The 21,395-nt window shown below is 62.2% G+C and carries 18 protein-coding genes; 4 read left to right on the forward strand and 14 right to left on the reverse strand.

From position 1 onward, the window contains the following. Positions 1-2: 2 nt before the first annotated feature. The 8 genes from BG60_RS16980 to BG60_RS17010 form a co-directional block, all read right to left on the reverse strand. The gene (locus BG60_RS16980; protein ID WP_008347389.1) at positions 3-905 is read right to left on the reverse strand and encodes a DUF3034 family protein; all 903 of its coding nucleotides are present in this window, start codon (positions 903-905) and stop codon (positions 3-5) included. A gap of 215 nt (positions 906-1,120) precedes the next feature. Then, positions 1,121-4,336, reverse strand: coding sequence for a hybrid sensor histidine kinase/response regulator (locus BG60_RS16985; protein ID WP_160172897.1), 3,216 nt, complete (start codon positions 4,334-4,336; stop codon positions 1,121-1,123). Between the two features lie 50 nt (positions 4,337-4,386). After that, entirely contained in the window at positions 4,387-5,052 is a 666-nt protein-coding gene (locus BG60_RS16990; RefSeq protein WP_033535857.1) for a response regulator, read from the reverse strand. Between the two features lie 141 nt (positions 5,053-5,193). After that, positions 5,194-5,628, reverse strand: a complete 435-nt coding sequence (locus BG60_RS38250) for a hypothetical protein (protein WP_144403594.1) — start codon at positions 5,626-5,628, stop codon at positions 5,194-5,196. A 391-nt stretch (positions 5,629-6,019) separates the two neighbouring features. After that, the gene (locus tag BG60_RS16995; protein ID WP_241484863.1) at positions 6,020-6,592 is read right to left on the reverse strand and encodes a glycosyltransferase family 9 protein; all 573 of its coding nucleotides are present in this window, start codon (positions 6,590-6,592) and stop codon (positions 6,020-6,022) included. Beyond that, positions 6,589-9,012, reverse strand: a complete 2,424-nt coding sequence (locus BG60_RS17000) for a two-partner secretion domain-containing protein (RefSeq protein WP_081851860.1) — start codon at positions 9,010-9,012, stop codon at positions 6,589-6,591. Before BG60_RS17000 ends, BG60_RS16995 begins: the two co-directional genes overlap by 4 nt. Positions 9,013-9,469: 457 nt before the next feature. Beyond that, positions 9,470-10,159: a response regulator gene (locus tag BG60_RS17005; protein ID WP_008347377.1), complete on the reverse strand. Its 690-nt coding sequence runs from the start codon at positions 10,157-10,159 to the stop codon at positions 9,470-9,472. A 5-nt stretch (positions 10,160-10,164) separates the two neighbouring features. Further along, a complete protein-coding gene (locus tag BG60_RS17010; protein ID WP_008347376.1) occupies positions 10,165-10,851 on the reverse strand; it encodes a response regulator transcription factor in 687 nt (228 codons plus the stop codon). 435 nt (positions 10,852-11,286) lie between these two features. On the opposite strand from BG60_RS17010, the gene BG60_RS17015 reads away from it, so the two are divergent. Next, on the forward strand, positions 11,287-11,475 hold the full coding sequence (locus BG60_RS17015) for a hypothetical protein (RefSeq protein ID WP_008347374.1): 189 nt from the start codon (positions 11,287-11,289) through the stop codon (positions 11,473-11,475). Here BG60_RS17015 and BG60_RS17020 read toward each other — a convergent pair. From BG60_RS17020 to BG60_RS17030, 3 genes are read right to left on the reverse strand one after another with little or no spacing between them, the layout of a single operon-like run. Beyond that, positions 11,472-12,125 (reverse strand): response regulator transcription factor, encoded by a 654-nt coding sequence (locus BG60_RS17020; protein WP_008347372.1) that lies wholly within the window; start codon positions 12,123-12,125, stop codon positions 11,472-11,474. The two genes, BG60_RS17015 and BG60_RS17020, sit on opposite strands and share 4 nt — an antisense overlap. Then, positions 12,115-13,623, reverse strand: coding sequence for a sensor histidine kinase (locus BG60_RS17025; protein WP_008347370.1), 1,509 nt, complete (start codon positions 13,621-13,623; stop codon positions 12,115-12,117). Before BG60_RS17025 ends, BG60_RS17020 begins: the two co-directional genes overlap by 11 nt. A 60-nt stretch (positions 13,624-13,683) precedes the next feature. Then, complete coding sequence (locus BG60_RS17030; RefSeq protein ID WP_033535859.1) at positions 13,684-14,064, reverse strand: response regulator transcription factor; 381 nt, start codon at positions 14,062-14,064, stop codon at positions 13,684-13,686. A 202-nt stretch (positions 14,065-14,266) separates the two neighbouring features. Between BG60_RS17030 and BG60_RS17035 the strand changes: the two genes are divergently transcribed. After that, positions 14,267-15,484 (forward strand): MFS transporter, encoded by a 1,218-nt coding sequence (locus BG60_RS17035; protein WP_034472203.1) that lies wholly within the window; start codon positions 14,267-14,269, stop codon positions 15,482-15,484. A gap of 3 nt (positions 15,485-15,487) precedes the next feature. Here BG60_RS17035 and pssA read toward each other — a convergent pair whose 3' ends face one another. Further along, positions 15,488-16,102 carry a CDP-diacylglycerol--serine O-phosphatidyltransferase gene (gene pssA / locus BG60_RS17040; RefSeq protein WP_033535860.1) on the reverse strand — a complete coding sequence of 205 codons (615 nt, stop codon included), beginning with the start codon at positions 16,100-16,102 and terminating at the stop codon, positions 15,488-15,490. Positions 16,103-16,263: 161 nt separating this feature from the next. On the opposite strand from pssA, the gene BG60_RS17045 reads away from it, so the two are divergent. Further along, a complete protein-coding gene (locus BG60_RS17045) occupies positions 16,264-17,079 on the forward strand; it encodes a cytochrome c (protein WP_008347363.1) in 816 nt (271 codons plus the stop codon). A gap of 9 nt (positions 17,080-17,088) precedes the next feature. Here the strand turns inward: BG60_RS17045 and BG60_RS17050 are convergent, their stop codons facing one another. Further along, positions 17,089-17,913: an isocitrate lyase/PEP mutase family protein gene (locus tag BG60_RS17050; protein WP_008347361.1), complete on the reverse strand. Its 825-nt coding sequence runs from the start codon at positions 17,911-17,913 to the stop codon at positions 17,089-17,091. A 128-nt stretch (positions 17,914-18,041) separates the two neighbouring features. On the opposite strand from BG60_RS17050, the gene BG60_RS17055 reads away from it, so the two are divergent. Beyond that, positions 18,042-18,797, forward strand: a complete 756-nt coding sequence (locus tag BG60_RS17055; RefSeq protein WP_008347359.1) for a COG4705 family protein — start codon at positions 18,042-18,044, stop codon at positions 18,795-18,797. 72 nt (positions 18,798-18,869) lie between these two features. Here BG60_RS17055 and katG read toward each other — a convergent pair whose 3' ends face one another. Beyond that, positions 18,870-21,134, reverse strand: a complete 2,265-nt coding sequence (gene katG / locus BG60_RS17060) for a catalase/peroxidase HPI (RefSeq protein ID WP_008347357.1) — start codon at positions 21,132-21,134, stop codon at positions 18,870-18,872. Between the last annotated feature and the right edge of the window lie 261 nt (positions 21,135-21,395).

Raw genomic sequence — 21,395 nt, forward strand, 5'->3', positions numbered from 1 at the left:
CGTCAGAACCCCGCCTGCATCGAAACGTAGAGGCCGCGCTGATTCTTCACCGTCGCGATGTCGCCGAGCGCGACATACGCCGCCGTCAGCGAGACGTGCTTGTTCGGGGCCCACGCGACGAACGCGTCGTACGCGTCCTGCTCGCGCGCGAACGAGAGATTGTTCGGCTTCATCCGATATTCCCCGCCGATCGCGACGTTCTTCGTCAGCAGATACGCCACCGACGACTCGAATTCCGGGTGATACGCGTTCGACTTGTCGCCGCCGAACCCGAGCAGGCCGAACTGGTTCGCCTTCGTGAAGCGCAGCGTGCCGTTCAAGAGGAGGCTTTGCGCGAGCAGCAGCTTCGTCGCGGATAGATAGAAATCGGTGCCGGAATTGCTCGCCGCGCCGACCGCTTTCACGATATCGCCCTGTTCGTTGTGCTTGAACTGCAGCCCCGCGGCGATTTGCGGTATCCACGTGTCCTGATCGAGCACGGCGTCGCCGAGCAGCCGCACCTTCACGCCGAAGATGTTCTGATTGAACTTGAAGTTCTCGCCGAGGCCGAGTTTCGCGCCGGCATCGCGCGTATCGAAGCTTTGACGCGCGAGCGACAGCTCGACGCGATTCGCGACGCCGACGGTCAGGCCCCACGTGCCGAGCGCGTAATCCTGCGTGCGGATGTAGGTGCCGTGCGCGTTCGCGCCGAGTTGGCGCGCGGTGCCGTATCCGCCGATGACGGCCCACGGCGTGAGGCCGCCGCCCGCCGCGCCTTCGACTTCCGAGACGCCGCCCGTCAGCAGCAGCTTGCCGCCGGTGAGCGGCACGGCGGGCGGATCGTCGGCGAAAGCGGACGACGAGAACGAAACGAGCGACGCCACGGCCAGACTGGCGAGGCGCATCTTTGAGTAAATCTGACGCATGCGGGAGACATCGAGCGGTTGTCGGGGTTGCCGTCGCCGCCTCGGGGTGCCGCGCGACGCGTCGCGGCGAGCCAGGCGCTCTGGGAAGGTCACTCGCCAGGTAGGCGGCGCCTTTTCATATGCGTGTAAACGGCCGCTGACGGTCGAACTTGACGGCCGTTCGTCAGTTTTTGCGGGCCGAACGTTTGCAATCCGGGATGGGTCAGCGCGTCGGCCTAACCGTGGATCGTGTCGCGATGCAGGTCGCGCAGTTCGAGAAGGTCCGAGCGAATCAGCGAGACGTATGTCTCGACGTCCTCGACCCAGTTGCCCGCCTCCCTCAGCGTCGCGCGCAATTCCTCGCACTCATCGAAGAGCATGGACGGGCCGAGCACCGACAGCCCGCCCGCAAGCTTGTGCGCCCAGCGGCGCAGCGCCGGCGCGTCGCGCTGCGAGCAGATCGCGTCGAGCGCGGCGATGTCTTCGCCGATCTGCTGGACGAAGGCGGCGACATACGGCGCCGGCACCGTCGGCAATCGTGGCGGCGACGCATCATCGGCCGATGCGTTTCCTTCATCGACGGCTAACGTGCGCAACACGTCAGCGAGCACGGAGAGCGCAACCGGCTTTGTCAGATAGTCGGTGAAACCGGCGTCGCGACCACGTTGAACATCGGTCGCGCTCGCACTCGCGCTCACCGCATAGACACGCATCGACGGATCGAGGGCACGCGCGGCCGCCAGGAGTTGCGCGCCGTTCATCTTCGGCATGTCCATGTCGGTCAGCACGAGGTCCACGCGGTTCTTGCGCAGCAGATCGAGCGCTTCCTCGCCGTCGGCTGCTTCGATCACGGATGCGCCGAGCGTCAGCAACTGGTCGCGCAACAAACCTCGGTTGAGGCGATTGTCCTCGGCGATCAGCACTGTCGCGCCGGGATTCGCCGAAGCGGGTTGCAGAGGCGCCGACCGAATGGGCGACGCGGAGATCGCGTGATGCCTCCCGTCTCTGACAATCTGCACCGCTTCCCGGAACTCCTTGGCCGCGAAGATGCTGACGGCTATTTCGCCGTTCTCTCTCGCCACCGGCACGAGCGGGCCGTCCTGCGTCACGCGGATGACGCGCGCGCGATCTGTCCATCGCGCATCGATCTCGTCATCCGAGATTTCGTCGGTCGCGATGAGACAGTCGCAACCCTCCACGTTCGCCGCCGCGCCCTCGTTCGTGATGTACGTAATCGAACTGCGCTCTGCATCGAAGAGTGCGTCGAACCACTCGCGATGCTCGTTCGCCCGATACAGGATGGCGGGCCGGCCGACGAGCAAGGCATCGGCTTCGTCCGGCGACGACTCAGCCACTTGCAACGGCAGCGTGACGGTGATGCGCGTGCCGACGCCCTCCGTGCTTTCAAGCGCGATGCGCCCTTTCATCAGCCGGCACAGATGCTCGCAGATCGAGAGCCCGAGCCCGGTGCCGCGCGCTTGAGTCAGCCGGTGCGCGTCGCCCTGGACAAACGGCTGAAAGAGCATCTGACGCTGCGCTTCCGGAATGCCAATGCCCGAATCGGCCACACTCAGTGCGAGCGCGCCGTCGACCCAGCGCGCACGCACGACGACCTTGCCCGAATACGTGAACTTGAGCGCGTTGCCAAGGAGGTTGTTGAGTATCTGCGCGACGCGAATCGGATCGAGCCATAAGCGTGACGGGCACTCGCGGTCGATCACGACGAACAAACGCAAGCCCTGGCGATTCGCGATGGGCGAATGACCGACCATCACGCGCATGACGATGTCGCGTATCGACGCCGGCTCTTCGCTGAGACGCATTTCCCCGACGTCCATCTTCGAGAAATCGAGAACATCGTTGACGACCTGCAGCAGCGCGCCCGCCGACGCCTGCATCGCACCGACGCGGGCTTCCTGTTCCGCCGCCAGCGGGCCCCTGGCGACGAGTTCGAGATTGCCGACGAGCCACGACAGCGGCGTTCTGATCTCGTGGCTCATCGAAGCGAAGAAATTCAGCTTGGCCTTGGCGGCGGCGTCGCTGGTTTCCTTCGCTTCGCGCAGCAGGCGTTCGGCTTCGTGATGCTCCGTGATGTCGGCAATGGCGCAGAACAGCACATCGGTCTTGTTGACGACCGCCGACGTGTAGGAAATCTTCAGGTGACGCGACGACTGGTCCGCTTTCTCCAGCGTGCATTCGAATTGCCAGATCACGGCGGCGTCGCCTTTTGCGGGCAAGCTCATGCCATGTTGATGGAAGGCCACACATAGCGCGGCGGGCAGATGCATCGCGCTGGCATCGAGGTCGAGCAGGTTACGCGCGACCTGATTCGCGGCAATGGCGCTGAAATCGCTACGCAGCGCAATGCACAAACCGACCGGCGTCACCTGCACCTGGAGATGATTTAGAATCTCGCCTTCCACCGCGCGGCAAGCCTGCTCATAGGTACGCGTCAGGAAGCGGTAGTTCCAGTATCGGTATAACGCCACGAGCATAGTTGAGAGCGCCGCTTCCACCAGAACGATAACCGACACTTCCGTACGCTTGACAGCGAGATTGGTCGCCGTCGGCAAGGAAACGACGATGTGGCCGACGCCGAGCGCAAGCGGTTCCATTCGCGCGCCCCATCCGTGTCCCATGATCCAGTGGGATACGCCAGGCGGCCCCTTCTCGAGATGTTTGTCGACGAATCGCGCGTCTCCCGATGCATCGCCCGCCAGCACCGTGCCATCGTCGCTAAAGATCGTTATTTCCGAATTGAGGGCGGCGGGCCGGACCAATTTCAGCACACGCTCGACATCGACCTTCGTGAAGACAAACGCAACGGGTCGATCGTTCTTCTCGACCACCATGAACATAACGATCGTCGAACTCTCGAAACCCAGCAGGGCCGGTGCACGGAACCATAGAACGCTATGTTCTCGTGCGACGCTTACGGGATCGAGGCCGCGAGAACTCATGGTGGCCTTGGCGGTATCGACGAGTGAGCGCAATCGTTCGGTGCCGGGTCCCTCATCGGCGTCGCGCTTGGTGAAAAATTCAAAACCATACGACGCGCTTCCGTCGAACCGTGCGAATTGCAGGGAGAACGGCAAGCTCCCGTCGGGAATAGCACGCAGTGCCGCGCTGCAAATCCGGCTCATCGATGCGTCTTCGCTGTCCGAAGGTAAGGGCGCGCACGGCAGCGCGGCCCGAGGACCGTTGGGCGATGGATGGTAGTCCTGCGGGGTGACTTCGAGGAGTAGCTCGCCCGTCTTCAGCATGTTGTAACGACTGAAGATACCGATATTCACGCCGCGCATGACGGACTGGACGTCGGCAAGCTCGGTCTTGAGCGTACTATTGACCAGAAAAACGATGGCCGCGAAAGCGGCACACATCGAAGAGAAAATCAGCAAGCCGATGGCGACCGCGAAAATGCGTCGCTCCCGTTTGAGATTGTCCTCGAGCATTCGCAGCATCTGCAGAGGAGAATCTCGCGATGCGGCGAAAACATGCTCCATCAGGCTAGTCCTGCTCTGGCCGCGTATTTGACGAGATCGACGTGGTTCTCCACATGCAGCTTGCGCATGGCCGATCGCTTCTGCGTGGCGACGGTCGGCACGGATCGGTTCAGCGTGCGCGCGATTTCAGTCACCGAAAGGCCCTGCGCGAAGAGGCGCACCACTTCCAGTTCGCGGGGCGAAAGCGGCTGCTCGCGCGCGAGGTCCTGCAGGGTCGATCCATCGCGCGCCAGACGGTGTTGAATCTTAGGCGAAATGATCGTCTCTTTCGTGCTCAATGCACGAAGCGTGACCTGGCTGAGCTCGCTGGCGGGCTCCTCCTTGCTCATGATCGCAGCGACGCCCAGCTTGCACAATTCGTGGTAGATGCCGCCGCTCGTCATCATGGTCAGCACAATGACGGGTATGTTCGGAAAGGACCGCTTGAGCTTGCTGATCAGCCGCAAGCCGTCTATGTCCGTCTCGTCTTCTCCCTGCATCACGAGATCGGTGATGATAAGGTCGACGGGCTCCTTTTCGAGTACGCGAAGCAACTCGGCGCCGGAATGAGCCATGGCGGCGATCGTAAAACCCGGAATTTTCGAGAATTGGTCGGCTACAGCCAACAGCACGATCGGATGATCGTCCGCCAAAACCATCCGAATCTTGTCCCCTCGTGCGTTCATATAACAACCGTTTTTTGAGTTGCCGCTCTTCGAGTCAAAACCCGAAACGTACGGCTCATTTATTGATGTAAAAGCAACTCACGAATGTCGGGCGGGCCTGAGCTATCCCGCAAAGGAAGCCTATCGGATTTTAGGACGTGCTCAATCCGGGAGAAACATCGGCGGTGTCAGAAGTGCGTTTCGCCCGGCGAAACGAATCTTCCCAGCGACACCGGCTTCACGTTCCGCACGCACTTTGTCTGCAGCGCGGACGTTTGTGCATCCTGACCCGCGCTGCTCATGCTCATTGCTTCCACGAAGCGAACTCGCGAGTTGGTCGAGCGGAATCGATGTCACCGGCGGCCTGGCCTCACGTTCGTACTTACGGCTTTCGGATAGCAGCATGCAAGCAAAGATGATCATCGAAAGGCTGAATACCAAAGCAATCGGCACGATCAAATTCCAACTCGATACCCCTAGCGCTGCTAGAAGCAGAAACGACAAGCCGAAATAAACCGACGTGAGAATCGACGACGCGCGCCCGGCCATTGCGCAGTAATGCCGAAATTTTCGGCTCAGAAATTCGAGAATTGACATGGCGATATTCAGTGCAAAGGGCACGACGGTCGACCCCGGCTCATACAGGATCCGAAGGAAGACAGTGCTTACTCAGGCCAGCACGCAGGCAGAGCGAGTGCCCATCGCTCGTGACTTGCGCCCTGCCACAACGATGGTCGAATTTAGCCGACGGGCTCTCCGCTCGATATAGAAAAATATCGAAAGCCCGATATGGTCAAAATATCCGCACGATTCATGCGGGAATGGTCTTGCTTCGATCTGCGAACTTATGTAGGGAGATCGTTCTTTTCGTCATCTCCGAAGACGAAAACACGAAGCGCGAGAGGGTCTATCGCGGAGTCTTCGGTGATTGGGCACAGGATGCAAGACATCCCGCAGACTCGCGTCTTGAGGATGTCTTATGAATTTCTCAGACGCACGTGGTATCGGCCCTTAGCATCTTCAGATGCCCGGCGATGCGTGCGACCACTTCCGACCAGTCGCAACCGTGACGCTTGCGGAAGAGACGCATCGTCGGATACCAGGGACTGTCCTCGCGGGTGTAGTGCCAGCGCCAGTCGCCGTAGAACGGCAGCATCATCCACACGCGCTTGCCCATCGCACCGGCGACGTGCGCCACCGACGTATCCACCGTGAGCACGACGTCGAGTGACTCGATGGCTTTCGCCGTCTCCGCCATCGTCGTGATTTGCGCGCCTACATCGTGGAAGTTCGCGTGCTTCTGCGCGTAGTCGGCGGCTTCGTCGGCTCCGGCGCCCTTCTGCAGGCTGAAGAACTCGATGTCCGGAATCCTGAGCAGATCGTCGAGCACGGCAAGCGAGGGCAAGGAGCGCGCGCGATCGTTCTCATGCGTGGGATTGCCCTTGAACACCAATCCCACTTTCAGCTTGTTCGGCGCGACGATCGGCAGCTTCGAAGGCACAGCGGACGGCGCACGAAGATACGGCACTGCTTTTGGCAACGCTTCGAGATCGAGCGTCAAATGAGCCGGAATCGCGTGCGGATACCCGTAAGATTAACCACGCCGTTACCCGACGCGTTGACACTGCCTTGATACCACAGCCCGGTGGTGCCGCTCCCATTCAGATTGATGTGCGCATTGTCCGTGGCAGTGGAGCTCCAATAGCCCTGTGCGCCCCAAGTCGTATTGGACGCCGCGTCCAGATTGATCGTTGAATTTCCCCTTGCGACGAAAGCGCCGTCCCAGTCGCTCATGCCGACTTGGGTGTTCGACCGGGCGTTGATGTTGATCGTGGCTTCATCGTCCGAAGTCAACGTCGACCCAAAAGAATAGCCGGTCGTGGGGGCTGCACTGTCGATGCCAAGCCCGACCCCACTATTGGAAGTTCCAGAAATATTGAGCGTAGCGCCTTGATTTGCGGCGACATCGGCAATCACAAAGACGCCGGGCCCGCTTTCACTGGTCCCGTTGATATTCAACGTTGCGTTGCCCGCAACGGAAATCGCTGACTTCGTAGACTTTCCCGGTGCGCCAACGCTGACTCCAATGCCGCTGTTCGAAACGCCGGTAATGTTCCAGGTACCCGCGCCTGATTGCGTGAGCCGCGCACCCGGAGCAATCGTTACTCCAACGCCGGTATTGGCCGTACCCTTGATGGAACCACCACCTACGTTTGTGATATTGCCCGCGAGATCCACCGCATTGGCGCCCGCCAGACCGTTGCCATTCACGGTATTGCCAGAGGCGCTGAGCGTGCCGCCATTCAGATTCGTATTCGCACCCTGAACCGTCACCGAACCATTGTGGTTCCCGCTCATATCAGCGGTCAGGTTCAGATTCAGCTTGTTCGCCGTGGACGTGATATTGCCGTTGAGCTGAATGCTGCCATTGGCCAGCATCGTCAGCGTCGCGTCCGTGCCGCTCGTCTTGACGATATCCGCGCCCGCCTGCTGCACGATGTTGCCCGTGGCCGTGCCCGAGCTCGCCGTCGTGATCGTCACGTTCGTGCCGCCGCTCAGCACGTTGCTGATCGACTGGTTGTTCACCGTCGCCGCGTTGCCGCTCGGCGTGAAGCCGCTCATGCCGCCCGTGTAGTTCGCATCCGCGCCCGTGCTGATGGTCACGTCCGTCGGATCGATCAGCCACTCGCCACCCTTGCCGTTCGGCGCCGCCGCGCTCAGGTTGCCCTGCACGCTCAGGCTATGACCCGACGTCTCGATGAAACCGCCATCGCCATGCGCCGCGTCCGCCTTGATCGTCGCGCCGCTATCGACTTGCGTGAAGTCCGCGAACTGCACGCCGTCCTGCAGCATGCCTTGTGCTTGCGTGCCCGAGAGCTTGCTCAGGCTGTCACCACCGATGATGACCTTGCCGCCCGACTTGTCGCCGCTCGCGTCGATGCTCGCGTTGCCGAACACGCCCACGCGGTTGCCCGAGAGCACCACCGTGCCGCCCTGACCGCCCGCGCTCATGTTCGATGCATCGATCTTGCCCGACACCGTAACGTCGCCCGTGTTGCCCGCATCGGCCACCACCGTGCCCGCCTTCACCACGCCAGACATGTTCACCACGCTGTTCAAGAGCGTGTTGCTGCCGCGCGCGGTCAGCAGGACCGAACCGTTGTCCGCCTTGATCGTGCCGCTGTTCTCGACGAGCGCGTTGGCCGTCGCGTTGTTCAGCGTCAACTGGATGCCCTGGCCGTTGGCGAGCGCAACCGTCGCGCTGTCGCCCGCGGCGAGCGCGACCTGACCGTTCTTGCCCGCATCGATGGAACCGGTGTTGCGCACCTGATCGCCCATCAGCGTGACATAGCCTTGCGCGTTGATCGTGCCGTCGTTGACCACGCTCGCGTTCTTGCCCGTGCCCGACAGCTTCAGCGGACCGCCCGACATGAACTGGTTCGCGTCGATCGACTTGGTCGTCGCCAGCAGCGAACCGACGTTCACCACCGCGCCCTTGCCGAACAGCACGCCGTTGGCGTTCTGGATCAACACCTGACCGTTGGCCAAGAGCGAACCTTGAATGTTGGAAGCGCCCGCGCCCGTCACGCGGTTCAGCGCCTGCGCTTGTGCGTTCGGCTGATTGAACTGGACCGTGTTGCCCTGGCCGACGTTGAACGAGTTCCAGTCGATCACGGCACGTTGCGTGCCCTGATTGATGGTCATCGTGTTGGAATTCTGCGAGATCGAAGCCTGACCTGCGGTGACTTGACCGCCGGTCGGCAGTGCCTGCGCGAAGCTCGTCGCAGGGGTCGATGCGAACATCGCGAGCGCAAAGGCCGTCATCGTTGCAATGACGCCCATTTTCGCGCTTTGAGGAGAAGAGGAGGAGGAAGCGTTGCCTTCGCCGGGCGCCTTGCCCTGGCTTGTTACGTCTTCCGCAACGGCGACCAGCATGCCATGACGCTTACTGAAAACACGACGAAACCGATTCTTGTTCATCCGAAAATAAACCTAGTAAATGAGATTTAGCCGTCCCGGATATCGAGTACGGCGCAACGTGTGACAGGAATTCGCTCAGCTCGACGCACGCGCGGTCGCGCACCTTTTACACACTCAGGAACCGGTGCCAGAAAGCAGACCAACTCCACGGATCGAATGCTATTGATCGACGCCGCGTCGCCATATAGAAGAAATTCGAATGCCCTCACGGCTGCCCGAGCGGGTACCGTGGATCAAAGGCCCGGCGGGCCAAGCGTCGATGGAATTCAGAATGTTCCCCAATCGACAAAGCGTGAACTTCGAGACAGCCGGCAGTTAGCGGCGCGCGCACCTCGATGCGCGCCATCCAGCCCGGTACACCGATAAGGGATCGTGGGAGAAACGCGCCGTTTCTGTACGCGACGCCGAAACGCGTGCGCCCGGTCTGGATAGACCGGGCATCGGCACGCCGCCCGAATCAGGCTGCGTGAGAAAGGTCGCCCGGACCGAACCGGTCCAGCTTCAATCCAAGGTTCGATGCGAAGCGATGCAGCTCAGAAAGCCGGTCGAAGCCCAGCAAGCTGCGTACTTTGATACTCTGCGAGCTGATCGCGCTCTTGCGACGTTGCATCAAACTCGCTATCTCGCGGCCTGAAATGCCGCACAGCATGAGCCCGGCGATCTCCATCTGGCGCGCCGTCAGCATCCCGAAGCGCTGTAGCTCCGGATTACTCCGGTACTGATACAAAGCCGCGCGCGCGGTCGCCGACAGATATGACGCGCCGCGCTCGAGCTCCCGCACCGCAGTCAACACCTCGGACATCTCGTCGGATTTGCTCACGATCCCTGCCACACCGCGTTGCTCGAGCGATCCAACGAGAAACGGCTCATGAAATTCGGTATAGACAAGAATCCGCAGATCGGGAAATTCGCGCGAAACAATGGAAAGGAATCGCCATCCGTCTGGCGATCCTCTGCCCGGCATCGAATAGTCGGCGATCAAAATATCGCATTCGCGGTGTGCCAGTAAATCCATCAGATCGGAGACGTCGTGCGTCGTGCCGACCACATCGCAGCCGGCCTCATCCAATGCCTTGTGGAGACCAAATGCGACGAGTGGATGATCATCCGCGATAACGACCTTCAGCTTCTCGCGTTTGCCAGTCATGACATTTACCCCCGGATCGCGTCGAATTCGACGCCGATTTGCGAACGCTCCAACGACAATCCGTGACTCGCCGCGAAGCGATACATCTCGGATTCCCGGGAAAACCCCAGTCGCTTGCAAGCCGCCGCACGCTGAGAGCTGATCGTATTCATTCGGCGATCGAGCAGGCGCGCCGTTTCGCATACAGAAAGACCACATAGCATCAAGCCCGCGATCTCCATCTGCCGACGCGTGAGCGCGGTGAAGCGGCTCAGCTCGGGCGACACATTGAAGCGCTCTACTGCCGATTGCGCGACGGGAGACAAATAGCGCCCGCCAGCGAAGAGCGTATGGATCGCGACAAGCATTTCAGACATGTTTTCGCGCTTGCTGACCACGCCAGCGACGCCGCGTTGCGCGAGACTTCCCACGAGAAATGGATCGTCGAATTCGCTGAAAACGACGACGGGCAACTTCGGGTATTTGCTCGACAAGGCGGTCAGAAATTGCCAGCCGTCCAACGAGGAAGCATCCGGCATCGAATAATCGGCCACGACCACATCGCACGCTTCATTTTCAAGGACGTTCATCAAACCGTCGGCGCTGCTTTCCACGCCACGTACGTTGAATCCCGCTTCAAGTAATGCTTTATTGAGGCCGCACAGGACGATCGGATGATCGTCGACTATTGCGACTCGAATGTCTTTCGCCATCGTTTCATCTCCCCGAAATCTGCTTAGCTCAACCGTACTGAATATGGATAACGATCCGGATGAACAATATCGACCGGGATTTCGGCTCGATATAGAACGACTTTGAAACGAACCGGGAAGGACGAAACGTTCGACTTGCGTCATGAAAGCCGATGGTTTGCCGAGCAAGGCGCATCGCCGTATTGCGGATAGCGGACGTACACACGAAAAAAAGCCGCCGGGCTAACGCAACGGCGGCTGAACGGGGGCAGACTTAAAACTACGACGGGAGATTACGCGCGATCCGGGCGCCGATATATCGATCGATTTCGAAATGGCGAAGACCTGCCTTGCTTGCATCAAACGTTCGTATAAGCACGCCGAGCCGTTCGTAGAATGGCGCGCGCGCATGCGCTTCTCTAAGCTGACGTCATGGTCACGCATCGGGAGCGCATCATGGGCGATACATCGACACGCAGGCTGTTATCCGCTTGCGCCGCCGTTCTGGCGTTCGGAACGTGGTATTCGCTGAGCGCGCCGCACGACTGGAGCGCGCTCGATCGCGCCGGTTACGACACGCAGTTGCCGCTCGAACGCATCGCGTTGAGCGAAGAAACCGCGCCCTCGATGATGCAAGACCGCTAGGCGCGCGGCGGCGTCGATGCGCCTTGCGGCATCTTCACGCCGAGCGCTTCGGCCTTCAGCACAAGATCGGCCAGCGAACGCGCGGCCATTTTCTTCATCGCCTGGCCGCGATGAATCTTCACCGTGATCTCGCTCAGATTCATCTCCGCTGCGATCTGCTTGTTCATCAGACCCGACACGACGAACGCCATCACCTCGCGCTCACGCGGCGTCAGCGACTCATACGCGCGCCGCAAGTCCGCGACCGAGCGGCTCGCGGCGCGCCGTTCTTCATCGGCTTCGAGCGCCTGCGCGACGGCATCGAGCATGTCCTGATCGCGGAACGGCTTCGCGAGAAAATCCTTCGCACCCGCTTTCATTGCTTTCACCGTCATCGCTATGTCGCCGTGCGCCGTCATGAAGACGATCGGCAAGCCGAGCTGGCTCGCGGCCATCTGCTCCTGCACGGCGAGACCGCTCTGCCCTTTCAGCCGCACGTCGAGGATCAAACAGCTCGGCACTTCGGGCATGTCGTGCGCAAGGAACTCGTGCGCGGACGCGAACGTCGTCACGTTCAGTCCGACCGAACGCAGCAGCATGCGCAGCGCATCGCGCATCGATTCGTCGTCGTCGACCACGTAGACCATCGCGGCGTGCTTGTCATTGCTCATCGTCTCTTCTCTCGTTTTCGGGCAGCACGAAAAGCAGACGCGCGCCGCCTTCATCGGGCGATTCCGCCCATATCCTGCCGCCGTGCGCCTCGATGATCGAACGGCAGATCGACAAGCCCATGCCCATGCCTTCGGCCTTCGTCGTGAAGAACGCATCGAATAGACGCCGCGCGTTCTCGTCGCTGATGCCCGTGCCCGAATCCTGCACGACGATCTGAGCGTAACCGGGATCGCTGTCGCTCTCGCGCGTCGCCACACGCAACACACGCGGCCCGTTCACGGCGGACATCGCCTGCGCCGCGTTCATCATCAGATTGATGAGCACCTGCTGCAACTGCACGCGGTCGCAACGCACCGTCGGCGACGGCGTCGCGAGATCGGCGCGCACATCCACGCGATGACGCGCGAGTTCGCGCCGCACGAGCTCGATCGTCTCGCCGACGATCTCGGTGACTTCGAGCGTCGCGGGCTGGCTGTCGCGCTTTCTCGCCATCGCGCGAATGCGTGCGATGACTTCGCTCGCGCGCTTGGCGTCGCGGACCATCTGCGCGATCGATTGCTGCGCCTCCGCGATATCCGGTTGCGCGCGATTGAGCCAGCGCAAGGCGGCGCCGCCGCTCGTGACGATCGCGGCCATCGGCTGCGTGACTTCGTGCGCGATCGACGCGGCCAGCTCGCCCAGCATCGTCACGCGCGTCACATGCGCGAGTTCGGCGGTCGAGCGCGCGAGCGCTTCCTGCGCGAGCTTGGTTTCGGTGACGTCCATCAGCGCGCCGACGTATTCGCCGCCGTCGTTTTCGCTCGATGCACGATGCGCCACGTAATGAACGTGCTTCACGGTTCCATCCGGCAGCAGCAGCCGATGCTCGACATCGATATCGCGCACGCTGGACAGCGCCGCTTCATGCGCGCCGCGCACGATCGCGATGTCGTCGGGATGCGAGCGCGCGAGAATTGCATCGATGGAAGGCGTCATGTCGCGCGGATAATCGAAGATGCGATACGCCTCGTCGGACCACCACATCGTGCCGGCGGGCAGACGCGTCGCGATGCTGCCGGTAAGCGAAAGCCGCTGCGCATCGAGCAGGAACGCTTCGCTGCGCTTCAATGCATCGCGCTGACGCTGCAACTCGGCTTCCATGCGCTTGCGCTGCATCGTCGTGGCCTGAATGCGCAGCGAGAGAACGGCGGTCGTGCCGATTGCGAGCAGGCTCACCGCGCAGCGTGCGAGCGCGCCGCCCGAGACGTTCTCGTCGTGCGAAAGAATGAAGCCGACGAGCGTGAGGATGACGCAGCCCCACGCGGTCGCGACCGTCGCGGTGCGATTGCCCGTCGATGCGATCAGCAGCACGACGACGACATACAGCACCGCGATGGCGATATCGAGCGGCGTGAGCGCGTCGATCAGAAACACGGCGAGCGCGATGGCCGCCGCGAGCATCGACACGATGCGCGTATCGTGACGCACCGCGCGCGGCGCGCTCTGGAATGTCTCCATCAATCAATCATCGGCGTTCGTTGGAAAGGTCCGGGCCCGCGCCAGATTACGCGAAGCATTCTAATCCTTCAAAAATCCTTGCCGAATGCGTTCGAGGCAATCGGCGACGGCGGTTCCATCGACGGGCTTGCTGAGAAAGCACACCGCGCCGCCGTCGAGCGCCTGACGGCGCGCGGCATCGGATGCGAACGCGGTGATGAACATGACCGGCACGTTCAGATTCAGCTCGTGCAGACGTTGCTGAAGTTGCAGGCCGGACATGCCGGGCATGTTGAGATCGGTGATGATGCACGCGAGGCCGTCGAGCGGATCTGCGTCGAGAAACGTCTCCGCCGACGCGTACAGGCTGACCTCCCAGCCGAGCGAGCGCAGCAGACTGGAAGAGGCGACGCGGACGGATTCGTCATCGTCGATCACGGAAACTCTGGAAGGCGATTGCAAGGGCGTTGTCCTGTTTCGGCGCGCAATGAACTGATCCACGCCTGATTGGAAGCCATCTTACGCACGCGCCTCGTGCCGCGAAATAACATGAAGGTATAGGTCCGAAGCGCCCGCTTTCATCTGATGAAACGGCGTGAGCCCTTTCTGCGGGAAATGCGCCGACAACGTATAGTCCCGTTCTGCTACCTCAGGGTCTGTTTACATGCCGGCTTCAGCTTCGACCACACGCGACGGCGGCAAGCACGTCGAACTCACGCGCGGCCTCATTGCGCTCTTCGCCTTCTGCTGCGGCGCGATCGTCGCGAATCTGTATTACGCGCAGCCGATCATCGAACTCATCGCGCCCGATCTGCACATGGCGGGCGGCACGGCGAGCCTGATCGTGTCGCTCACGCAGATCGGCTATGCGCTCGGGCTGTTCTTCATCGTGCCGCTCGGCGATCTGCTCGAAAACCGCAAGCTCATGATCGCGACCGCGCTCGTTTCGATCGCGAGTCTCACGGCCGCCACGTTCACGCACACGCCCGGCTGGTTTCTCCTGATCTCGCTCGTGATCGGCTTTTCGTCGGTGGCGGTGCAGATTCTGATTCCGCTCGCCGCGCATCTCGCGCCGGACGAATCGCGCGGCAAAGTGGTCGGCACGATCATGAGCGGGTTGTTGCTCGGCATTCTGCTGTCGCGGCCGATATCGAGTCTCGTCGCGGGCCACTTCGGCTGGCGCGCGATGTTCGGCGCGGCCGCCGTGCTGATGATCGGCATCACGAGCGTGCTCGCGTTCACGATTCCGAGCCGCAAGCCAGATCATCAGGCGACGTATTTTCAGCTCATCGGCTCGCTCGGGCATCTCGTGCGAACGATGCCGGTGCTGCGTCATCGCTCGCTTTATCAAGGGCTGATGTTCGCATCGTTCAGTCTCTTCTGGACCGGCATTCCGATCGAACTGACGCGTCATTACGGGCTTTCGCAGACGGCCATCGGCATCTTCGCGCTGATCGGCGCGACCGGGGCGACATCCGCGCCGATCGCCGGGCGTCTCGCCGATGCGGGCCACACCGTGCGCGCGACCTTCATCGCGCTGATTCTCGCGGCGATCGCGTATCTTCCCGTGGTGATTCATCCCGCGTGGGGCGTGGGCGCGCTCGTCGTGACGGGCATCGTGCTCGATTTCGCCGTGCAGATGAACATGGTGCTCGGCCAGCGTGAAATCTACGCGCTACACGCCGCGAGCCGCAACCGGCTGAACGCCGTTTACATGACGAGCATTTTCATAGGCGGCGCATTCGGCTCGGCGTTCGCGAGCCAGCTTTACGAGCACGGCGGCTGGACGCTCGTCGCGAGCGTCGCGACGTGCTTTCCGCTCATCGCGCTCGCGCACTTTCTGCTGATCGGGCGGCATCACGCGGCTTCGGCCAGCGCCTGATCCTCACGGCTTGGGAATGCGGATGCGGCTGATCATCAGCGAGCCGGAGATCGCGTAGATCAGCACGAGCGGATGCAGCGTGAAGCCGCCGAGACGCACCGTGCCGAGCCACATGCTTTCGCCGATCGCGCCGGACCACGCGCCGATGGTCAGCAGCAGCACGATGAGAAACGATGTGGGAATGGGCGTGCCTTCGAAGTGCGTGACCTTGCCGCTTGCGCCCGACATCTCTTCGGTCGTGACGTTGTAGCGCGCGAGCCGCGACACGCCGCACGCGACGAAATAGGCCAGGATCACGCGGTCGTAGAGGCCGCGCATGCCGAACCCATAGCCGATGATCGCCGGCGCGACGCCGAACGAGATCACATCGGCCAGCGAGTCCAGCTCCTTGCCCAAGAGCGACGCCTTCTGACGCCAGCGCGCGATGCGGCCGTCGAGCACGTCGAACACGAGCGCCGCGAACACGAGCGCGCAAGCGAGATAGATATGCAGCACATCGGAGTCGTCGAGATAGGACATCGACGAGAAAAGCGCGCCCGTGCCGCACACCGCGTTGCCCAGCGTGAACCAGTCGGCCAGATGGAAATCGCGGATCATCGAGAATCGTTTGGCTTTCATTCGTTTCTGTTTTCGTGACGTTCGGGCAGCGCCGATGGCCAGCGCCGCGAGACTTTCAAGTCTATCATCGCGCCCTCTTTCCCTTAGCACTCCGCATGCCACGCATCGTGGCAAACGGCGTGAGGCAGTATCATCACCGCACGCAAAGGAGGACCGCGACGATGATGTTCAAACGCGCCCTGGCGCTCGCGAGCCTGATGCTCGCCTGCGCGTCATCGATGGCCGCATCGCTCACGATCAACGTCGGCGGCGAGCGCTCGCTCACGGCCGATCAATTGCTCGCGCGCCCGGATGCCGCGATCATCCGCGTGCCGAACGACGTCACGTTTCATCGCAGCATGACGTATCGCGCCGTGCCCTTGCGCGCGCTGCTCGGCATCACGGAACTGCCCGCGGGCAAGGAGCTTCAGGTCACGGCCACCGACGGTTTCGTCACGCACTTTTCCGCGAAGCTGCTGTTCGGCGATGCGAAGAAGCGCGCCGAACCGTGGCTCGCGATCGAGCCGGCGGACGACCCTTGGCCACAGGTGCCGGGCAGCGGCGATGTCGGTCCGTTCTATGTCGTGTGGATCGATCCCGCCGCGTCGGGCGTCACGAGCGAGCAGTGGCCGTTCAAGGTCGACGCGATTCGCATTGCGCCGACGCTCGCCGCGCGCTTCCCGCAGATCGCCGTCGACAAGAGCGTGCCCGCGAATTCGCCGATACGTCGCGGCATGACCGTCTTCACGACGCAATGCATGGTCTGCCACAAGCTGAACGGCGCGGGCGATGCGTCGGTCGGCCCGGACCTGAATCGTCCGCATAATCCGACCGAATATTTTCAGCCGTGGGCGCTGAAGGGATACATCCGGGATCCGAAGTCGATTCGCGCGTGGGCCGACATGAAGATGCCCGGCTTCGACAAGAACGCGATCAGCGATAGCGATCTCGATGCGGTCATCGCGTATCTCGGCTACATGGCGAAGCGCAAGAAGTAGCCGGGTACGTTACGCGCGCGCGTCGAAAATCGCGTTGAGATCGTTGCCCGCCGCGGCGTCCTTGAACCCGTCGAAGCGGCCATCGACAAGTCCTTGCGCCGCGCGCATGAACCCGCCCCACGCAACGCGCGCAAGCCCTCCGCCGACGCTCACGCGCCGCACGCCGAGCGCGGCGACGTCGCTCAGCGTGAACTCGGACACGCCGCCGATCAGCATATTCACCGGCTTCGGCGCGACCGCCTTCACGACGGCTTCGATCTGCTCGCGCGTCTTGATGCCGGGCGCGTAGAGGCAATCGGCGCCGGCATCGGAATACGCCTTGAGACGCGCGATGGCATCGTCGATATCGGGCTTGCCCGCGAAGAAGTTTTCCGCGCGGCCGACGAGCAAGGTGTCGCCGCCGCTTGCGTCGATCGCGCGCCGCGCCGCCTTCATGCGCGCCACGGCGACATCGAGCGCAAAGAGCGGCGCGGATGCGTCGCCGGTCGAATCCTCGATCGACAAGCCCGCGACGCCCGCCTCCACCGCGAGCATCACGCTTTGAGCCACTTCGTCCGGCGTCGCGCCGAAGCCGCTTTCGAAGTCGGCGTTCACGGGCAAATCCGTCGCCTCGACGATTTCGCGCAGATGAGCGAGCACGGCGTCGCGCTGCATGTGATTGTCCGCGTGACCTTTGGACCATGCGAAGCCCGAGCTCGTCGTCGCGAGCGCCTTGAAGCCGAGCGTCGCGAGATAGCGGGCGGAACCGACGTCCCAGGGATTCGGCAACATGAAGCAGCCGGATTCGTGCAGCGCGCGAAAAGCGGCGCGTTTCTCGGCGACGGTGCGGGGCATGGCGTGGCTCCTTGTGGATGAACGGGTCGGAAGGTCGACGATACGCGAAGGGGCGAAATGGTGCTCGTACTAAGCCGCTCCTAAGCCCCTACCCCTACGCTCGAGTCTTTCCTCGCATGAGAGACGACATGGAGCGAACAGAAAAAGCACTCGCCAAGGTCCCAGAACTGACCCTGGCGTTCTGGATCATCAAGATAGCGGCGACGACGCTCGGCGAAACCGGCGGCGACGCACTCTCGATGTCGATGAACCTCGGCTATCTGGTGAGCACGTTCATCTTCGCGGCCGTGTTCGTCGTCGCGGTGATTGCGCAAGTCAAAGCGGAGCGATTCCAGCCCGCGCTCTACTGGATCACGATCATCGCGACGACGACCGTCGGCACCACGCTCGCCGACTTCGCGGACCGCTCGGTCGGCATCGGCTATGCAGGCGGAAGCGCGATCTTGCTTGCGTTGCTGATCGCATCGCTCGCGGTGTGGCATCGTGCGATGGGATCGGTCTCGGTATCGACGATCGCATCGCCGAAAGCGGAAGCCTTCTACTGGGTCACGATCATGTTCTCGCAGACCCTCGGCACCGCGCTCGGCGACTGGACCGCCGACACCGCGGGCTTCGGCTACACGGGCGCCGCGACGATCTTCGGCGGCGCGCTGTTGCTAATCGTGCTCGCGTATCGCTTCACGAACGTTTCGCGCACCCTGCTGTTCTGGAGCGCGTTCATCCTGACGCGGCCGCTCGGCGCCGTAGTCGGCGATTTTCTCGACAAGCCGGTCGCGAACGGCGGTCTCGCGATGAGCCGCTACGGCGCGTCGATCGCGCTCGCGATGTTCATCGTCGTGTGCGGATTTCTCTTCAAGCAGCGGCCCGCGCGCGTCGCGCATTGAAGCGCGTTGCAAGAAGAAACGGCGGCCCCGAAGGACCGCCGCGTTGCCTGCAGATTCTACCAGCCTGGCCGCTTACTTCTTCAGATCGAAGCGGTCGAGGTTCATCACCTTCGTCCATGCCGCGACGAAGTCGCTGACGAACTTCTCCTTCGCATCGCTGCTCGCATAGACTTCGGCGAGCGCGCGCAGCACCGAATGCGAGCCGAAGATCAGATCGACGCGGCTGGCGGTCCACTTGCGCTGCCCCGACTTGCGATCGCGCCCTTCGAACACATCGCGGCGCGACGACATCGGCAACCACTCCGTATTCATGTCGAGCAGGTTGACGAAGAAGTCGTTCGTCAACGTTTCGGGCTTGTCGGTGAAGACGCCGTGCGCGTTGTCTGCGGCGGTCACGTTGAGCGCGCGCAAACCGCCGATGAGCGCTGTCATCTCCGGCGCGGTCAGCGTCAGCAATTGCGCCTTGTCGATCAAGAGCGTCTCGACGGGCACGCGCACGTTCGACTTGACGAAGTTGCGAAAGCCATCGGCGACCGGTTCGAGAGCAGAGACCGAGAGCACGTCTGTCTTGTCCTGCGACGCGTCCATGCGGCCCGGCGTGAACGGCACCGTGACCGTGTGGCCCGCCTTCTCCGCCGCCTTCTCGATCGCCGCGTTGCCCGCCAGCACGATCAGATCGGCCATCGAGATCTTCTTGCCGCCCACTTGCGCGCCGTTGAATTCTTTCTGGATGCCTTCGAGCGTCGACAAGACCTTGCCGAGCTGTTCAGGCCTGTTCGCCTCCCAGTCCTTCTGCGGAGCGAGACGAATGCGCGCACCGTTCGCGCCGCCGCGCTTGTCGGAGCCCCGGAACGTCGATGCCGATGCCCACGCCGCCGACACCAGATCGGTAATCGACAACCCCGACGCCAGCACCTTCTGCTTGAGCCCCGCGACATCCTGATCACCGACGAGCGGATGATCCACCGCCGGAATCGGGTCTTGCCACAGCAGTTCTTCCTCCGGCACTTCCGGCCCGAGATAGCGAGCCTTCGGACCCATGTCGCGATGCGTCAGCTTGAACCACGCGCGGGCGAAGGCGTCGGCGAACTGGTCTGGATTCTCCCAGAAACGCTTCGCAATCTTCGCGTATTCCGGATCGAAGCGCAGCGACAGGTCCGTCGTCAGCATCGTCGGCCTGATCTTCTTCGACGGGTCGTGCGCGTGCGGGATGGTTTCCGTCGAATCCTTCGCGATCCACTGATTCGCGCCCGCGGGACTCTTCGTCAGTTCCCACTCGTAACCGAAAAGGTTCTCCCAGAATCCCTGGCCCCACTTCGTCGGCGTCGTGGTCCAGGTGACTTCGAGGCCGCTCGTGATCGTGTCCGCGCCCTTCCCGCTGCCGTAGCTGTTCTTCCAGCCGAGGCCCATGTTTTCCAGATCCGCCGATTCCGGCTCCGGACCGACGTTATCGGAAGGCCCCGCGCCGTGCGTCTTGCCGAACGTATGGCCGCCGGCGATCAGCGCGACGGTTTCTTCGTCGTTCATCGCCATGCGGGCGAAAGTCTCGCGGATGTCATGCGCCGCCGCGAGCGGATCCGGATTGCCGTCCGGGCCTTCCGGATTGACATAGATCAGGCCCATCTGCACCGCGCCCAGCGGATTCTCCAGATTGCGGCCGCCGTCGGTGCGGCTGACTTCCTCGCCGTGCTTCTGTTCGTCGGCGGTGATGACGCCCTGATCTTCATCGTTGCCGGCCGCGCCCTTGCCGTAGCGGACATCGCCGCCGAGCCAGGTCTTTTCATTGCCCCAGTAGACGTCCTGATCCGGCTCCCATGTGTCTTCGCGTCCGCCCGCGAAGCCGAACGTCTTGAAGCCCATCGTTTCCAGCGCGACGTTGCCGGCGAGGATGATCAGATCGGCCCATGAAAGATTCTGTCCGTATTTCTGCTTGACGGGCCAGAGCAGGCGGCGCGCCTTGTCGAGGCTGACGTTGTCCGGCCAGCTATTGAGCGGCGCGAAACGTTGCTGGCCGCGTCCGCCGCCTCCCCTGCCATCGCCGATGCGATACGTGCCCGCGCTATGCCACGCCATCCGGATGAACAGCGGACCGTAGTGGCCGAAGTCGGCAGGCCACCATTCCTGCGAATCGGTCATGACCTCCGCGAGATCTTTCTTGACCGCGGCGAGGTCGAGGCTCTTGAATGCTTCGGCATAGTCGAAACCCGAGCCGAGCGGATTCGACTTGTCGGAATGCTGACTCAGCAGATCTACCCGCAGTTGCCGCGGCCACCAGTCACGGATGGTCGTTCCGGTGCCGGCGGCATGCGTAAACGGGCACTTCGATTCGTTTGACATGCGTTATCTCCTTGCGAGGACGTACCCACTAGTACTAGTTCTTGTGCTACTGACTACCATGGCGTCAGATCCATGCGAGGCGCTGCACGAACCTGGTCCGATAAGGGATTTCGCGGCGTGCATCCGGCGATGCGTGGTTCATCCCGACAGCCTTGTGCAACTTAAAAAATACGTGAGAGCGGCGCTCAATAGAATGCGATTTTTGCAATGCCGCCGATAGGTGACGGCTATAAGGTGGTGGCGCGTTCTTGTCGCGCGGGC

The sequence above is a fragment of the Caballeronia zhejiangensis genome, assembly GCF_000698575.1.
GTDB classification, from domain to species: domain Bacteria; phylum Pseudomonadota; class Gammaproteobacteria; order Burkholderiales; family Burkholderiaceae; genus Caballeronia; species Caballeronia zhejiangensis.

Excerpts from the sequence above, each read along its gene's own strand:
- BG60_RS16980 (WP_008347389.1), bottom strand. The coding sequence starts at position 905 with ATGCGTCAGATTTACTCAAAGATGCGCCTCGCCAGTCTGGCCGTGGCG.
- BG60_RS16985 (WP_160172897.1), bottom strand. The coding sequence starts at position 4,336 with ATGCTCGAGGACAATCTCAAACGGGAGCGACGCATTTTCGCGGTCGCC.
- BG60_RS16990 (WP_033535857.1), bottom strand. The coding sequence starts at position 5,052 with ATGAACGCACGAGGGGACAAGATTCGGATGGTTTTGGCGGACGATCAT.
- BG60_RS38250 (WP_144403594.1), bottom strand. The coding sequence starts at position 5,628 with ATGTCAATTCTCGAATTTCTGAGCCGAAAATTTCGGCATTACTGCGCA.
- BG60_RS17000 (WP_081851860.1), bottom strand. The coding sequence starts at position 9,012 with ATGAACAAGAATCGGTTTCGTCGTGTTTTCAGTAAGCGTCATGGCATG.
- BG60_RS17005 (WP_008347377.1), bottom strand. The coding sequence starts at position 10,159 with ATGACTGGCAAACGCGAGAAGCTGAAGGTCGTTATCGCGGATGATCAT.
- BG60_RS17010 (WP_008347376.1), bottom strand. The coding sequence starts at position 10,851 with ATGGCGAAAGACATTCGAGTCGCAATAGTCGACGATCATCCGATCGTC.
- BG60_RS17015 (WP_008347374.1), top strand. The coding sequence starts at position 11,287 with ATGGGCGATACATCGACACGCAGGCTGTTATCCGCTTGCGCCGCCGTT.
- BG60_RS17020 (WP_008347372.1), bottom strand. The coding sequence starts at position 12,125 with ATGAGCAATGACAAGCACGCCGCGATGGTCTACGTGGTCGACGACGAC.
- BG60_RS17025 (WP_008347370.1), bottom strand. The coding sequence starts at position 13,623 with ATGGAGACATTCCAGAGCGCGCCGCGCGCGGTGCGTCACGATACGCGC.
- BG60_RS17035 (WP_034472203.1), top strand. The coding sequence starts at position 14,267 with ATGCCGGCTTCAGCTTCGACCACACGCGACGGCGGCAAGCACGTCGAA.
- pssA (WP_033535860.1), bottom strand. The coding sequence starts at position 16,102 with ATGAAAGCCAAACGATTCTCGATGATCCGCGATTTCCATCTGGCCGAC.
- BG60_RS17045 (WP_008347363.1), top strand. The coding sequence starts at position 16,264 with ATGATGTTCAAACGCGCCCTGGCGCTCGCGAGCCTGATGCTCGCCTGC.
- BG60_RS17050 (WP_008347361.1), bottom strand. The coding sequence starts at position 17,913 with ATGCCCCGCACCGTCGCCGAGAAACGCGCCGCTTTTCGCGCGCTGCAC.
- BG60_RS17055 (WP_008347359.1), top strand. The coding sequence starts at position 18,042 with ATGGAGCGAACAGAAAAAGCACTCGCCAAGGTCCCAGAACTGACCCTG.
- katG (WP_008347357.1), bottom strand. The coding sequence starts at position 21,134 with ATGTCAAACGAATCGAAGTGCCCGTTTACGCATGCCGCCGGCACCGGA.